The sequence below is a fragment of the Stieleria bergensis genome (genome assembly GCA_007745635.1).
Lineage (GTDB): Bacteria > Planctomycetota > Planctomycetia > Pirellulales > Pirellulaceae > Stieleria > Stieleria bergensis.
In genome coordinates this window covers 2,815,151-2,830,719 of the sequence record CP036272.1, presented here as the reverse complement: position 1 = coordinate 2,830,719, position 15,569 = coordinate 2,815,151, and the positions used below count along the sequence as shown (strand labels likewise).

The window sequence follows — 15,569 nt, the reverse complement described above, 5'->3', positions numbered from 1 at the left end:
CAATCGGCTAGTCTTGTAGCCAAGGCGTGATGTCGGCTTTCATCCGATTGCGGACCGCCGGTGGCATCGGCACTTGATAATCTGGCGGCCGCATTGATCCATCATTGTGGCCGATGTCCCCTTGGGGAAAGGGATCATGAATGGTGGCATTTGCCTGCTGATACAGCACGGAACCTGGGGGCGAGATCAAATTTCGCCCATGCAAAGCCTGGCAACCGCCGACCGCCAACACGCAGATTCCAGCGAAGGCACACTGCGCCCAATGGACGCCAGGCTTCTTCAGCCCGCGTGGTTCAGTAGTGCTTGCTTTTGATCCATCCGGCATGGTGCAGCTGTCCAACGAGAATCCTTGATCGTGTCCGTTCACAGACGAACGGTCCAACTACTAGCAAACTCTGGTTGACGGCCGAAAGTCCAATTCACCCGGCATTCACTTCCCCATCGCCTCGCGCCGCTGATTCTCACACCCGCGGGTCCAGATCGAGGGCATCCAGTCAAATCTCTTGGATTGACGATCGAGTGGTTTATAGTTTCGCAGACGCTGTTGTTTCCTGTCTGAATGCAGACGGCATCGTGTCTGATTTGAACCAACGACCCAAGTCGTACTAACCAGGAAAGAACAGGGCCCAAGATGTCAAACACAAGCAATGACGGCAGCGCGCTGATTCCCAGCTCAGCCCCCCTCGCCGAACTAGCCCACTGCCAACGCCAGTGGTGGTGCTTGGTGGCTCTGGGCGTCTTACTTTCGATTTGCGGTTTTATCGCCATTGCCTTTCCGCTGGCTTCATCGGTTGGCGTGACGGTTGCTTTTGGCGTTGTGCTGATGATCTCCGGATTAGCGCTGATTATCAGTGCATTCTGGACCGGGAACTGGAGTGCGTTTCTGGTCCACTTGCTGGCGGGCATCATCTACACCGTCACCGGTTTCATGGTGTCTGAAGCTCCTCTGCAATCGACGGCGGTCATCACCATGCTGGCCGCATCGATGTTTTGCGTGATCGGGGTGTTTCGCATCGCCTCGGCAATCAGCATGCGTTACTCGCAGTGGGGCTGGGGACTGCTAAACGGCTGCGTCACCTTGCTGCTAGGGGTGATGGTTTTCAAACAGTTCCCAGAAAGCGCGCTGTGGTTGATCGGCACGTTGTTCGGCGTTGACATGATCTTTAATGGGATCACCTGGAGCGCGATCGGGTTGGCCTTGAAAAACGCCGACGTCGATCAAGATGCGGCGACGGGAACGGTTGCGGCGACGAATTAGCGAGCACTGCAGCACTGCAGCACTGGCTGAATTCCGACGCGCGAACGTCTATAATGAGGGCTGATTGTTATCATCCCTCATTCGTTCGGTAGTTTCATGAATCGCTCCCCGTCTCGTCGTGACTTCTTACGCAACAGCTCACTGGCTGGCTTTGGCATTGCCACCGCCGCCTCTTCACGAGCGTTCGGATTTCAAAACGCGAACGATCGCCCGCGCGTCGCCGTTGTGGGTTGTGGCAGTCGTTGGGATCAGCGCGCCACCGGCCTGAAAAGCAGCTATGGGCTTGGCAAGGACTTCCCCAAGTTCGCTGACATTGTTGCCGTCTGCGATGTGGACTCTGACCGCACGGAGCGCGCAGCAGGTTTGGTCAAAGACTGGCTGGGAACCGCACCCGATCAGTCGACTGACTATCGCAGCATCATTGATCGCGACGACATCGACCTCGTGCATATCGTAACGCCGGATCACTGGCACGCCAAAGTGTTGATCGAAGCAATGCTGTCGGGCAAGGACGCTTACTGCGAAAAACCGATGACGCTGACGATCGAAGAAGGCCAGCTCGTTGACAAGGTTTGTAAGCAGACAAACCAGATCGTCCAAGTGGGCACCCAACAACGAAGCATGCGTCAAATCCTGACTGCAATCGCGTTGATCCAATCCGGTCGCTTGGGCAAACTGACGCGCGCAACCTGTGCCATCGGTGGCGGCCCCACTAGTCCAGCGCTGCCGATCGCAACGCCACCGAAGAACTTTGACTGGGATCGCTGGTTGGGACCGGCTCCGAAAACCGACTTTCGCCTCCTGGCCGGCGCGCCGAACGAGGTCAAAGCTTGGTCTCGAACGCATTACGATTTCCGTTGGTGGTACGAATACTCCGGTGGCAAACTGACTGACTGGGGAGCTCACCACGCTGACATCGCGACCTGGGGCTTGGGCAAAACAGAAACCGGCCCCGTCACCGTTGACCCAATCATGGTCAAACACCCGGTGGAATTCAAAGATGGTTATCCGGTTGAAGCTGATCGTTACAACACGCCGACGGCATTCAATATCAAATCAACCTTTGCTGATGGCGTCGAATTGGTGCTTCGTCACGACACAGACAATGGCATTTTGTTTGAAGGCACCGAGGGAAGAATTTTCGTCAACCGTGGTCGCTTGACCGGTGCCCCGGCAGACGCACTGAAGACCAATCCGCTCCCCGATGGCGCACTCGACGAAGTTTACAAAGGCAAAGCGTTGACCAGCCATCTGGAAAACTTCTTTCAATGTGTCGCCGATCGTAGCGAACCAATCTCCGATGTGTTCAGCCATCACCGAGCCCTGTCCACCTGCCATTTGTCCGGGATCGCAGCCCGATTAGGACGCAAGCTGAAATGGGATCCCGAAAAGCAAGCTGTGATTGACGATGACCAAGCCAACGCACTTGTCAATCGCCAGAAACGCAAAGGTTACGAGATCGAACTCAGCTAGCCTTACTGCTTAGGCGTCACTGCATAGTTGTCAACCTTTGCCGACGAACGCGGTGTTCCCATCGTGGACAAGGCCGCCTTCCGCGACGCTCGGCGATAGTGCCGACTGAGCGCGAAGGTGGCAAAGAAATACAGCGAGCCAAACATCAATGGCGAAAACTCCGGGTACCAAATGGCAAGCGGTGACATCAGGAAAAAGACGACGCCAATTAGCGCCGACCCCGCCCAAATGTGCCCCGCCATTGCGATGAACGCAAACCCGCTCAACGCACAAGCCAACGGAAACATTGTGACCTGGGGCACATCGCTAATCATGATCAGCACGTTGATCACCGCCAACGCTGAAAGGTAGCCAATCCAAATGGACCACACCGGTCGCTCCGCATTGCGACGTGGTGAGATGGTTCCGCCGCGAACATGGTAGATCGTTCCAGCGATACTCAGAAACATCAACGCTCGCGGAACCCAGTAAGCCAGCACGTGCGGTGCACCAAGTTGTATCAGTCCAAAAATGGTTAAGTGCGTGGCAAAAATGATGCTACCAAGGATCATCAATGTCGTGTGCCAAGGCTGAAACTGCTTGCCATGCGTGTCTTTATTGAATGCCGAAGCGAGGTTGCGGAACAAGTTCTTGCGGTTGCCGGCGGAGACGGGTTCGCCATCCAGAAAGCGGTCCAATTCGTCGGCTAATTCCGTACCAGACTGATACCGGCGTTCAGGTTCACGCGACATCGCCTGCATACAGATTGCATCAAGGTCTCGGGCGATCCCGGGATCGTGTGACCGAGGTGGAAAGGGATCATCGCAGAGCACGCTGTTAAGGATTTCGGCGGTGTTCTCCCCTTGATGCGGTGGCACGCCGGTCAACAGAGCAAACAAGATCGCTCCCAACGAATAGATGTCTGCACTGGCCCCGACGTCGTCCGCTGCTCGCGCTTGTTCGGGACTCATGTAATGAGGCGTCCCCAGCAATTGCCCCGTTCGCGTCAACGTTGCGCCATCACGTTGCCATTTGGCCAACCCAAAGTCCACAACCACGGGACAGTCGTTCTCTTTGATCAAAACGTTTTCGGGCTTTAAATCGCGATGCACAATCCCGACTTGATGCGCCTGCCCAACCGCTCGAGCGATGTCACGCACCATGCGAGCCGCATCTTCCTGACTGAGAGACAAGTCGCCAACAAACTGATTCAGTGACGGACCTTCGATCAACGGCATCGAGTAATACTCGTGACCATTCCACTGGCCAATGTCATAAATCGCAATGATGCCCGGATGATCGAGTTTGGCAACCGCCTCGGCCTCCTGCCGAAACCGTTGACGCTCCTCGTCGCCAGCTAACACGCCGGTACTGATGACTTTGATGGCCACGTCGCGATGCAGTTCATTTTGCTTGGCGCGGTAAACCACCCCCATCCCACCGCGTGCCAATTCACTGATGACTTGATAAGAACCGATCGTTTGCCCACACAATGATGCCGGCTCGGGAAGTTCCTCACCCGCCATCCAAAAGTGATTGCGAAAAAACGAACGGAGCTCTGCCTGGTGTTGCGGGTACTGCTTGACGAAGGTTGCCGGGTCGGGATCTTGTCCGCCGTCTACTTGGTCAAAATATCGCGTCAGCACGCTATCGAAACTTGGCGCATCCGATGCTTCGCCGGCTTTGTCGCCTGTTTCAAGACTGCCCTCCGCTGAACCAGAAACCGGTACATCATCTGACGGGTCCTGCTGGCTCATTCAACTTTCCTTAATAATCCGCTCCACTGCAATGTCGATGCCGCGAGCGGTCATCAGCTCCGCCAACACTGGCCGCCGGCACTGGCGCCGGCACGCTCAGAGACTAGCCGCTGGCAAAACCAACCACTGGTCGCTGGCAACGTCGCCCCTTCTGCTAGAACAAGACAGCAGCATAGGCAAGATGCATGCCCGGCGACTCAATCTGCCAACGCTTAGTGTAGCAAATCACCGCCTCAGGGGGCGACCGATTGCAGGTATCCCATCAAATCCAAGACCTCTTCTTTGCTAAATTGATCCATCAAAGCCTTGGGCATCAGGGAGGTGGGACTGCGTTTGATGAACTCAATCTCATCCTGCAACACGATGGTCGGCTCTTTGGCGTCAGGACTGGTCAGCAGCGTAATCGTCTCGTCGTCCTCTTGGACAACGATCCCGCTGTAGGTCTGTCCTTCAATTGTCAGCACCGTTTGGGTGACATACTTAGGGTCAATCTGATGCGAGGGATCAAGGATTTCACGCAGGATGCCTTGCTTATTGCCCTTCCACTTCTTGAAGATCTCAGTCAACTCAGGTCCGACGGCACCACCAGCGTTCTTGATTTCGTGACAGGCAACACAAGACGCCTCGTTGAACACCTTTTCGCCCGCCGCAGCGTCTCGCGACGCCAGCGACTCTTGCAGTTCAGCCTTGAAATCATCAACCGTCCAGGCCTGTACGAAACTACGGTTGCTGCCCAGCGGATTGGCGGGCTCCACCGGATTCTTATTCCACGCATCCAAGTCTTCGACGACAACCATGACGCCATACATACGATACCAGTGCTGGGGAAAGGTACAGACATACGGATATTCACCGGGCTCATCGGGCGCGGTAATCGTCAAGCGAATCGATTGATCCGGCGCGATCATTTTCGTGGCTGCCAAAACCGCCTCCGATTCTGGCACATAGGGCAAGCCATCGGTGCCCGTTGGTCCAGCGGTCAGCCCGGCCATGGCAACGCTTTTCAGCGAACCTGGCGTCGTAAAGACCAAGTTGTGCGGCATCAGGTCATGATTTTCCAACAGAATTTGCACCGGACGACCCGCTTCGACAGCGAAGTAAGGGACGTCGTAACGCATCTCCTCTTCAACCGTCCCAATCTTGATTACACGGACATAGACATCACGCAACCGAGTCCGCATGGCTTTAGCATCGGCTGAAGCCAGCACAGATAAGCATCGATCGACCAATCGCATTTGATCAACAAAGTCATCACTCGTCCGTTGGTTGGCCGGCGTACTTTCAGCCATCACCAGCAACTTCTCGGCAATGGCTTTGGAGACAGCAGCGTCAAACCCTTTCGAAGGCACGCGCAGCAAGGCCCGTGCAACTTCGACTCGCAACGTGTCTTCAGCTAGTAAGGGCTGCAACAACTCAAAGGTGCCCGCTGGATCCGCCGCGATCTTGGACAGTGCATGCAACGCAGCTTTTCGGACAAGATCCGACTGATCGCCGCCTAAGTTGGCAACGGCGAACGAACGCAACGCTTGCTGTTGATCCTTGGGCAATAACTCGATGGCATCAAGCAACGCGACACGCTGCGAATCGTCGGTGGCAGCCGCTTTCGCCACCTCGGTTTGCTCCGCACGCAACAACGCTGCCATTGCGGCAACATTCAGAGGTGCATCCTCGCTCTCTGCGGCTTCAACCAGTTGTTCTTTAATCGCCACCAATGCTTGGCCGTCTTGTTTTAGCAAGTCACGGATCAGATAGTCGGCCAGACGATCACCGTCTGAATCACTGGACTTGATCGCTGCGACTGCCTGCAGAATCTCGGCCGCGACAGAGGTCTCATTCAGCGTTGCCAACGCCTGAAATGATTCCTCGCGAATCCCGCTTGGAATCGCCAAACGCCCGACAATCGCCTGATAAATCGGAACGTATTTCACATCATCGGAAGAACGTTCCACCAATAACAGACGCTCATCACTGAGCCGTTTCAACTGGTACTGGATCACACGTGGTGATTTATCCAAATAGATTTTGGGAGCCTGCGAGTCGTCGGCAATCGCGGCCGCACCCGGCAGGACACAAGTCACAACACAGGGCATCACCCCCGCTGTAACGACCAGGAAAGCTAACAAGTTTTTCAATGAGAACAGTGGCATGGTCGCGGTCAAAATCATTCACAGTGTGATGGGTTCAAAACCGGCAGGCGATCACGCCTGCCGGGACATCGCTCGATTTGATGCTGCACTCGTTGACACAGGAGATCAACACGGGCAGCATCCTCCCTGAGACCGCAGCACACTAACCGGCGTAACATGCTGGGCGAAACAGACAGGGTTAAACAGACAAACTGGCGTTCAGCGATTACTGTTCCAGTTGTCGCATGGTTTCATCAAGGGTGTACTGTAAGTAATCGTCCATCTCATACTCAAGGACTCCCAAGACCATCTCAATCGCTTCTTCGCCGTCCAGGAAGCTCGCCGCGCGAACGCCTTCCAGGCGTACCGTGGGGTGCTGATCATGGATAGCCTTTTCGAAGATCGCCGGGGCATCTTCAATGGCATCCATCATGTGGCAAGCCAGACGAACACAAGCGGCTCGAGCCCGCCAGTTGTCGCTCTTGAGCAATTGATCAAGCAATGGACGGTTCACTCGGTTGTGGGTTTGATACATCCACAGAGCTTCCATCTGCTGGTGCTCAACATTGGGATCAGAAGCATCCAGATCAGCGACCCATTTGTCCAACCCGGCTAGCACGTCTTTGCTGGGCCGAGCGGCCAGTTCGCGACGGGCACGGTACCGAGTTCGGTCTTCTGGAACCTTCAAAAGTTCCAACAAATCATCAATGGGTTGACCATCGATCTTGGCAGGTGTGACCAATGGATTGCCTTTGTAGGTCACTCGCCAGATGCGACCATGGGAATGGTCACGACTTGGGTCACGCAGGTTGTGCTGCAAGTGTCCAATCAAAGCATTGTGCCAGTCAACGATGTAAAGCGAACCATCGGGCGCGAATTGCAAATCGACCGGTCGGAAATTTCCATCACGGCAGGAAAGCAATGGCTTGACCTCCTGGCCAACGAAGCCGCTTCCCTCAGCTGGTCGAACCTCGTGATTCAAAATCGCTCGCTCGCCGATCACGTTGGTGACCAAGAAATTCCCCTGCATGCTTTCGGGGAAGTGTCGGCTGCTAACCATGGCACAACCGGACAGCGGCCGAATGCGTTTTTTGTAGAACGTCGGGTGACGATACTTTGGATCACCACCTGCCATCGCAGCGACGCGGCGATGCTGGCTACCACCGGGGTGCTTATTGGGAAACTCGACATGACCGGTAATGGGCGCGGCCCAGTAAGCGTTTCCTGGAGAGGCGTCACCGATAAAATCTTGTCCCCATTTATCGTAGACGTAACCCCAGGGGTTTGCGAATGCAAACGAGCAGTGAACATCCATTTGCTGCGTTCGATGGTTGTATTTCCAGATCCCCGCTTCAGCCAAACGACGAGCCCCTTGGGGAGTTTCAACCGCACTGAACTTAAACGTGCCTTCTTCGAAGTACAGATTACCACCGGGGCCCCATTCAAACGCAGCGATCCCGTGGTGCGAGTCGGCGGAGTCCAAGCCGATCATTTGGCGTGTGACTTCATCGGCTTTGTCGTCGCCGTCGGTGTCTTTCATGAACCAGATGTCAGGTTGACGTGACACGAACGCGCCACCAAATCCCAATTCAAAACCGGTTGGTTGGTGCAGATTGTCAGCAAATACTTTGCACACGTCTGCTGCATGGTCGCCATCCTGGTCTTCAAAGATCAGCAACTTATCGTTCATCGGCGACTTGGGCTTCCAGTGTGGGTAAGACTTCATCGTCGCAACCCATAAGCGTCCCTTGCTGTCAAAGTTCAAGGCAACAGGATTGCTAAGCTCTGGAAACTGTTCCTCGGAAGCGACCAGTTCGATTTCAAACCCTTCTGCGAGATCAAACAACTTGATCTGCTCCGCTGCCGGCAAGTACTTCAGATTCCCAAGCTTGCCAGCTTTGGCGTTACGATCACCTGGAATCCCAACGTTCGTGATTGGTTCGTAAAAGGGCAGGGTGGTGGAATCGTCAATCACTGCCGGAACTGATTTGCCAGCCGCCACGGCCCAAATGCGCTGATCGCGCGTCGCTGTCATCTGGTCCAAGATTGCTCGCTCACGCTCCATCACGTCGCGGTTGTTGTACTTGCGTTGACCATCTTGTCCAGCTAGGCCTCGGTCCCCGTAAATGGAGAAACCGTTGACGGCGCGATAGCGGTGAAACCAATGGAAGTTTTTGTTGTCAATTTCGTTCTTCAACTCGGCGGGTGCCGCCTCAGCCAATGCATCACCGAAGAGTGCCTGATCTAAAACCGGCGCCAACGCTTCGTAGCCCAGATCATTCAGCTGAAAACCGTTGATGGTCAGCGGTTGTTCGGTCGCCGCATACAACGCTGCGGTTGGGGCAAACAGATCGACAAAGACTGCGTCGGTGGCTTCAGCGACCTCTTGCATCGCTTGTGTGTAGAGCTCCAGATTCTTGTTCTGCTCAATCCCGTCGCTAAGGTTCGGGTCGTCTGAACCTTCAAACGCAATCGGAGAAATCAAGACAACTTGTGGATTGCCTTTGCCGTAATCGGCAGCTTGAGTTTCGGTCACCAGCTTGGTCAAGTCAGCAACGTATTTCTTTAGCCCCTTCTTACCAGCGAAGGATTCGTTGTAACCAAAAAAGTACATCACCACGGATGCTTGGCTGTGCTTTAAGTGACTGGTCGGGTCACCGAAGTTCTTCGAACGAATTCGCAGATAGGGCTCATCGCCGGGAAAGCAAAGATTGCGCACGACCAGTTGGTGATTGGGGAACCGAGTGTGCAGCAATGTTTCCCATTCGTTCTGTGTCTGCATCCGCTCGCCCAGAGCGTTACCCACCAGGCAAAGATGGTCACCCTTCTGAAGCTTGAGGTCGCCAGCATCGGCCAACGACGCCAAACCGGTGACGCCTAAGAACACAGGGACCGCCATTCGCAAGGCGGTGCGGAGCAGGGATTTCATGGTGACTCTGGGGATTCAAGGAGCTTGGTGGGAGGCGGGAGACTCGATTACTCTCCCATTATGCACCGATGAAATCGGATCGGGTACCAACCAAGCTGGTTTCGCCGCAGGATCATGACAATTGAGACATTCAGTGTGAAAAATCGGCTCAGCCGAATGCGGGCTGGCTTGCCAGCGACCAGACTTGAACGCCAGAATCTCCAGCTGTTGGTAGCGAATTGCCGTCAATCCCTGGCCGCCAGAAAGCCCCTGACCTGCGTCCCTTCAGAAAAAGCGTTGGACACAGGCGTTGGAAAGCGATCGCCAAGATGACACGAACGATTGCCTAGACCAGTGACTTGTAAGCGCTGACCAGGCGTTCGACGGCGCTGTGAATCTCGTCGTCGGTGTTTTCTTTCCCAAGCCCAAAACGAACGCTCTGCCGGGCAAGCTGTTCGGAAAGACCGATGCCCCGCAGGACGTGACTGGGCATGGGGTTGGCACTGCTGCAAGCGGACCCACTGCTGAAACAGACATCCGGACAGGCAGCCATCCAAGTTTCACCTTCCACCAACGGAACGCTGAAATTTAGGTTGCCCGCCAATCGAACGAGCGCGTCTAACGGCGGCCCATTGATGACCAGGCCATCAATCTGATCCTGCAAGCCCTGCCAAAGCTGCTGTCTCACTCGAAGCAACTTCTCTTGCGTGGCCTCCATCTCTGCATCGGCCAACTGCAAGGCAGCGGCACAGCCAACGACTAACGCTGGAGCCATCGTGCCACTGCGCAGATTAGATTGCTGGCCACCTCCGATGATTAACGGTTTGATCCGAATACGACGCTGATCACGCCCACCACCGAAGGTCAACAAGCCAACGCCCTTCGGTCCATAGAACTTATGTGCCGAGGCACTCAACAAGTCGACGTCGCTGTCATTCAGATCAACCGCAACACGTCCAACCGCTTGAGTGGCATCGCTATGCAAGAGGGCTCCCTGAGCATGGCAGATGTCGGCGATCTGTTGCATGGGTTGCAGCACGCCAATCTCGTTGTTAGCCCAGTGTACCGACACCAAGGCAGTGCGATCGGTGACCGCTGCGGCCAAGGCATCTAAATCCACCTGCCCCGCCAAGTCATGGCCCTGCTGATAAACCGGGACACGCGTGACCTCAAACCCATCTCGTTCCAATCGATCGACGACGTCACCGACGGCGGGATGCTCGATGGTCGTGGTGACCACGTGCTGGCGGCGCTGTCTGGGATGACGCATGATGCCATCGATCGCCAAGTTAATGCTTTCGGTCGCGCCGCTGGTGAACAGAATGCGATCCTCAGCAACATGAATCGACTCAGCAATGTTGGCTGTCGCGCGCGCGATCGCGTCGGCAGCAGTCCGCCCCAATGCATGCGAGGAACTGTGAGGGTTGCCAAACTGCTGGCTAAACCAGGGCAACATCTGATCCACAACCCGCTGGTCACAGGGTGTTGTGGCATGATGATCCATATAAATCATGTGCAATCACTGAACACGCGATGAACGTCGATCAGTTGTCCCCATACAGTGCCTTGATCGCGATCTGGCTCCAGGTTTCCAAACGATCGAAATCCGATCTCAGTTCATCGACTGTCAAAAAGCCTCCCTCCGCTAAATCGTCTTCGTTACTGGAGACGTTAGGAGCGTCTAGAAAGAACCGATGCAGAACGCCTAGGTGAACTTTGCCAACTTCATTGGAGTCGTCATAGATCAAACCTTCCACCGCTTGCTCATAAGCAGTGTCCAGAACGATCTCTTCCTCAAGCTCGCGGGCCATGCCCTTTTGATAGGCATCGTGATGATCATTGGCATCACTGCTGGCGTCATCCAGTGAGATGTGGCCACCAATTCCAACACTGCGTTTGGCGTGTAGGCGAGTTTCTCCGCCACCGCCGCCACGCGTGTACGTGAAGACGGCGAGCTTGCCATCGGGAGTGACGCATTGCAGCACCACGTAGGGGATCAACTGCTTAAACTGCGGATCCACCTCCATCGCACTGCGTGGCTTGTAGGACAGCTGATCACTTTGCAAAATAGGATTCAAAAAGCGATCGGCATCCGCCTCAAATTGATCAATCTGACCAATCTGATCGATCACCGCAGCGGGGATAACAAGCACATGTTCTTCCGAGCCAGACATCAGGTTGTCCTGAATGAAAAAGTAAAACGAGCAGACCGAAGATCACTTAAGGATTGCGTTTGGACTGCGATCTGTCGAGCCGTGAAACGCGACCGGAATCATTTTGTATCAGAGCCGGCAGCAACCGACAAACACAGCACCTTTTCATCACCACGAATCAGCATCCGGTTGCCAACAATGATGGGAGCAGACCAGCAGGGGGCCTTCAGTTGGTCGCCAAAATCATAGCGGTGCAGGACCTGCTTGCGTTCTGGGTTGGGCTGCAAAATTTCGATCACACCGTCCTCAGAAAGCACCACCAGTTTCCCATCAGCGGTGGCGACACTGGTTCGGATTTGGGAGGCGTCTCCCCACATCACTTTCCCGGTGGACCACTGCACGCAACGGAATTCACTATCGGGATTGTTTCGTCCACTGCATCCGTACAAATAGTCACCGACCAGCACGGGTGTGGACCAATGGCAACGCATCGCCTGTTCACGCCGTCGACTGGGTGGATCGACCCAAACCGGTGTGGGGCCATCCAAGCGAACCTGCAACAGGGCACTTCCGACCTGATAACATTCGCTGATGAAGACTTCGTCCTGCTTCACAACGGGCATCGACGCATTGACACTTTCTAGGATGCTCGCACGGTGCGGGTACTGCCAAAGCACTTTTCCGTCGTCAGGATCGATCACCAACAGTTGATTTCGGGCCAGCTGCAGAACGACGGTTTTGCCATCGATCGTCGCCGTCCGCGGACTGCTATAACTTGCAAAGTCTTCGCCGCAATGCCACCGCTCTTCGCCCGTTTGCAAATCAAAGGCAACAACTGCGGAGTCATTAGATCGAATCCGGTCCAGCCTGCCCGGCGCGACTTGCTGGCTTTCTTCTGGACTGCCCCCGACGGGCACGATCACCAGAGAATCATGAATCAACGGGGACGCACCGACACCGAAGAAGTTTTGCACCACGCCGTACTTGGACTTGGTGTTCACTTTCCAGATCAGATCACCATTGGTCAATTGTCGACAACACAACATCCCATCGACGCCGAAGGTAACGATCCGATCCCCGGCCACGGTTGGTGTACCGCGTGGTCCGTTGTCATAACCATAGAGGTCTTGATAACTAAACTTACGTTCGGCCTTCCAAAGCTCTTTGCCGGATTGAAAGTCAAGGGCGCGCAGTTGTTCGACGCCACCTTGAAACCGAGCCTCGGCATCAAGCTGATAGTAAACACCATTGACGGCGCTTCCCAAACCATAGCCGGCCCCAACGGGCAATGTCCAAGCAACCTGAGGCTTGGAGGACCAATCCAGCGCAACCTGTCCGACGGCGCGGCCATCAAAATGATCGCCCAGCAAACGCGGAAAACTGCCATCGATCGACACCGTTTCGGTCGCGGGTTCGGTCGCGGCAACCGGCTGAGGTTCGTCGCTATCGGCGCAGCCGCTGTGCAGCGCCAGGCAAACCAAGGACAAGCAGATTAAAGGGGTTCGCCACTGGCACATCTCATTTGCCTAACGGTTCTCAGGAGGAAGCGGATTCGGCCCCTAGGATACCCCAAATCAGCGACCAGCGGAACAGACCGAAAGCCCTCCACCACAGAGCACCTCCACGCCGCGAGCGATGAGAACAAGCCGCATGGCACGAGCGACTTGGCAACTTCTGTTCGCCGGCGGCAGGATGAATTGCCGGTGTGGCTGGCGCTTGCTCAGTTGGACACGTGTGGTTTCATTCAGAACGGGAACGGCCGGCCCCCTGGACAACGCCAGAGCTTACTCCCCTAGAGCCGCTGACCGCACTTGAAACAGTACACGGCATCGCCGCGATGTCCTGGCGTTTCGCAGCGAGGACACGCCTTGTCCATCCCCCGATCCCCAGCAGCTTTGCCACCGACGCCTGATTCGGACGCCGGACCGTCTTGGGTTCCGCCTTTCAATTCGGCACCGACAAACGAACTGGGAACGATGATCAGGCTGTACCCCAGCAGAATCAGCGTCGCAGCAATGATTTTCCCAATCCCAGTTGTCGGCACCACATCTCCATAACCGACGGTTGTCATCGTCACGATGGCCCAGTACATCGATTCGGGAATCGATTCGAATTGTACTTCGGTAATGGGCTCTAAACCGCGGCGCTGTGCGATAACGTTTGGCACCACGGTTTCGACGAAATACATCAGCGTCCCGCTAATGACCACAGCGACCAACACGACCATCAAGAAGACGACGATTTTATGCTTGGCACGTGCCACCGCGCCATACAGATCATCGGCATCGTCAACCATCCGCCAGATCTTCAAGACTCGAAATGCACGCAGCAATCGAATGCTGCGAAGCATCATGAATGATTCCGTCTGACCATCGGGAATCAACAAGCCAACGTAAGACGGCAAGATGCTGAGCACATCGATGACACCCCAGAACGACAACGCATATCGCAGAGGCCGTTTGGCACAGGACAGCCGCGCGATGTATTCAATACTAAACAGAATGGTCAGAAACCATTCGGTCTGATGAAAGATCGGCAACTCCAGCTTGGCGATGTTGGGAACGGTTTCCAGCGAGGTCACAAAGACGCTGATCAGGATCGCGATCAGCAGGCCCACATCGAAGATCCATCCGGACCTTGTATCGGACTCAAAGATCACGTCGTGCATCAGCACGCGCCAAGGAGGCCCATCGGGTCGCTGATCGGCCTTAGATTTTCGACTGTTCGCTGCGTTCAAAACGGTTGCTTTTCGTTACAGGGACCGCCCCAATCCAACGCGTCGTGGAGCCGGGGTCTTGGGTTGAACGGGCGGAACACCGAAAGATTGCCCGTGGGTTGGCAACGCACTATTCGCCGCGTTCGTCGCCGCGTTCGTCGCCGCGTTCGTCGCCGCGTTCGTCGCCGCGTTCGTCGCCGCGTTCGTCGGTGCATTCGTCGGTGCAGGACCTGTTACAGGCTGGTTTTGGGCTGGAATCTGGGCGCTCGCAGTTTGAAACACACCTTGCTGATTCGTCTGCGGCCCCAAAGGGCGACGCGATAGCTGTTGAGATTGAACATCAGCATAACGCTCGCCCCGACTTTGCTGGCGAGAACCGGCTAGATGTTCCATCCGTTGACGCAATTCAGTTCCTTGCAGAGAGCCTTCGGGACCTTCGGTGCTACGGCGGATGGTGGTTGTCACTAGGCCACTGGGACGCTTGGTTTCGCCGGCGATGGCGTTGCGGTACTCATGATACTGTGGTGACCAATCACTGCGAGCGACTCGTTCTTCGGACTGACGTTTCGGCCCAGGCAACATGACCGAGGTGGGTGATCCCTGAACAACTTTGCCTTCGATGGTCTGAAACGTAGGCACCAACGAGATTTCTTTTTCGAATTGGCCAACGGCGTCCCAGGGAATCCAAATGCTGTAGCTTGCGCCAAAATCGCTAGTGCTATAGTGTTGTGTAAACTGGTCGGGAGAGAATTTAAAGGGTTTGATCTCTGAATCGCCACCGTTCTCACCGACCTGAAAGCCGTGAATGGTCAGCGTTCCCGCCACAGGCACAACACGAGACTTTTCATCAAAGAAGAACAGTCGGCCGCCAAAGCCACGGGTCGGTGTACGTCCTTGCTGAATCAAAACATCCGGTTGCCAGGTCGAAGCCATTTTCACTGGATTCGGGTACGGCTGAGGGTGCTTGTCGTCCTCTTTTCGTTTGCCCTTTTTGGAAAAGTTCAAGAAGTCGTTGACTCGGTGTTCGGTCAACATTTGGTCATTGGTTTTGCTGATTGAACTACAGCCAACAGACAACAGACCGGCGATCAAGATCAGGAAACTGATCAACGCGTTGAAACGAAATACCTTCATCGAATTCACTACCAAACGAAAGGAGAGGACCTACATTGACTGCCAAGCGGCTCGAAAGCCGCTGC

Annotated in this window: 11 protein-coding genes; 2 read left to right on the top strand and 9 right to left on the bottom strand. The window is 55.2% G+C overall.

Annotated elements, in window-relative coordinates:
* Positions 1-7 precede the first annotated feature (7 nt).
* Entirely contained in the window at positions 8-325 is a 318-nt protein-coding gene (locus SV7mr_RS09765; protein ID WP_419188333.1) for a membrane or secreted protein, read from the bottom strand.
* A gap of 306 nt (positions 326-631) precedes the next feature.
* On the opposite strand from SV7mr_RS09765, the gene SV7mr_RS09760 reads away from it, so the two are divergent.
* Positions 632-1,258, top strand: a complete 627-nt coding sequence (locus SV7mr_RS09760) for an HdeD family acid-resistance protein (RefSeq protein ID WP_145271504.1) — start codon at positions 632-634, stop codon at positions 1,256-1,258.
* Positions 1,259-1,354: 96 nt separating this feature from the next.
* On the top strand, positions 1,355-2,731 hold the full coding sequence (locus SV7mr_RS09755) for a Gfo/Idh/MocA family protein (protein ID WP_145271502.1): 1,377 nt from the start codon (positions 1,355-1,357) through the stop codon (positions 2,729-2,731).
* A 2-nt stretch (positions 2,732-2,733) separates the two neighbouring features.
* Here the strand turns inward: SV7mr_RS09755 and SV7mr_RS09750 are convergent, their stop codons facing one another.
* The 8 genes from SV7mr_RS09750 to SV7mr_RS09715 form a co-directional block, all read right to left on the bottom strand.
* Complete coding sequence (locus SV7mr_RS09750) at positions 2,734-4,467, bottom strand: serine/threonine-protein kinase (protein ID WP_145271500.1); 1,734 nt, start codon at positions 4,465-4,467, stop codon at positions 2,734-2,736.
* 233 nt (positions 4,468-4,700) lie between these two features.
* On the bottom strand, positions 4,701-6,614 hold the full coding sequence (locus SV7mr_RS09745; protein ID WP_419188332.1) for a plastocyanin/azurin family copper-binding protein: 1,914 nt from the start codon (positions 6,612-6,614) through the stop codon (positions 4,701-4,703).
* Positions 6,615-6,819: 205 nt separating this feature from the next.
* Positions 6,820-9,522 (bottom strand): PVC-type heme-binding CxxCH protein, encoded by a 2,703-nt coding sequence (locus SV7mr_RS09740; protein ID WP_419188331.1) that lies wholly within the window; start codon positions 9,520-9,522, stop codon positions 6,820-6,822.
* Between the two features lie 325 nt (positions 9,523-9,847).
* Positions 9,848-11,014, bottom strand: coding sequence for a cysteine desulfurase family protein (locus SV7mr_RS09735; RefSeq protein ID WP_145271495.1), 1,167 nt, complete (start codon positions 11,012-11,014; stop codon positions 9,848-9,850).
* 31 nt (positions 11,015-11,045) lie between these two features.
* Entirely contained in the window at positions 11,046-11,675 is a 630-nt protein-coding gene (locus SV7mr_RS09730; protein ID WP_145271493.1) for a phosphoesterase, read from the bottom strand.
* A 98-nt stretch (positions 11,676-11,773) separates the two neighbouring features.
* On the bottom strand, positions 11,774-13,141 hold the full coding sequence (locus tag SV7mr_RS09725; RefSeq protein ID WP_419188330.1) for a PQQ-binding-like beta-propeller repeat protein: 1,368 nt from the start codon (positions 13,139-13,141) through the stop codon (positions 11,774-11,776).
* 305 nt (positions 13,142-13,446) lie between these two features.
* Positions 13,447-14,322 (bottom strand): ion transporter, encoded by an 876-nt coding sequence (locus tag SV7mr_RS09720; RefSeq protein ID WP_145271489.1) that lies wholly within the window; start codon positions 14,320-14,322, stop codon positions 13,447-13,449.
* A gap of 84 nt (positions 14,323-14,406) precedes the next feature.
* Positions 14,407-15,504: a hypothetical protein gene (locus SV7mr_RS09715; protein WP_145271487.1), complete on the bottom strand. Its 1,098-nt coding sequence runs from the start codon at positions 15,502-15,504 to the stop codon at positions 14,407-14,409.
* Positions 15,505-15,569: the final 65 nt, after the last annotated feature.

Excerpts from the sequence above, each read along its gene's own strand:
- SV7mr_RS09730 (WP_145271493.1), bottom strand. The coding sequence starts at position 11,675 with ATGTCTGGCTCGGAAGAACATGTGCTTGTTATCCCCGCTGCGGTGATC.
- SV7mr_RS09745 (WP_419188332.1), bottom strand. The coding sequence starts at position 6,614 with ATGCCACTGTTCTCATTGAAAAACTTGTTAGCTTTCCTGGTCGTTACA.
- SV7mr_RS09715 (WP_145271487.1), bottom strand. The coding sequence starts at position 15,504 with ATGAAGGTATTTCGTTTCAACGCGTTGATCAGTTTCCTGATCTTGATC.
- SV7mr_RS09720 (WP_145271489.1), bottom strand. The coding sequence starts at position 14,322 with ATGCACGACGTGATCTTTGAGTCCGATACAAGGTCCGGATGGATCTTC.
- SV7mr_RS09750 (WP_145271500.1), bottom strand. The coding sequence starts at position 4,467 with ATGAGCCAGCAGGACCCGTCAGATGATGTACCGGTTTCTGGTTCAGCG.
- SV7mr_RS09760 (WP_145271504.1), top strand. The coding sequence starts at position 632 with ATGTCAAACACAAGCAATGACGGCAGCGCGCTGATTCCCAGCTCAGCC.
- SV7mr_RS09740 (WP_419188331.1), bottom strand. The coding sequence starts at position 9,522 with ATGAAATCCCTGCTCCGCACCGCCTTGCGAATGGCGGTCCCTGTGTTC.
- SV7mr_RS09735 (WP_145271495.1), bottom strand. The coding sequence starts at position 11,014 with ATGATTTATATGGATCATCATGCCACAACACCCTGTGACCAGCGGGTT.
- SV7mr_RS09755 (WP_145271502.1), top strand. The coding sequence starts at position 1,355 with ATGAATCGCTCCCCGTCTCGTCGTGACTTCTTACGCAACAGCTCACTG.
- SV7mr_RS09765 (WP_419188333.1), bottom strand. The coding sequence starts at position 325 with ATGCCGGATGGATCAAAAGCAAGCACTACTGAACCACGCGGGCTGAAG.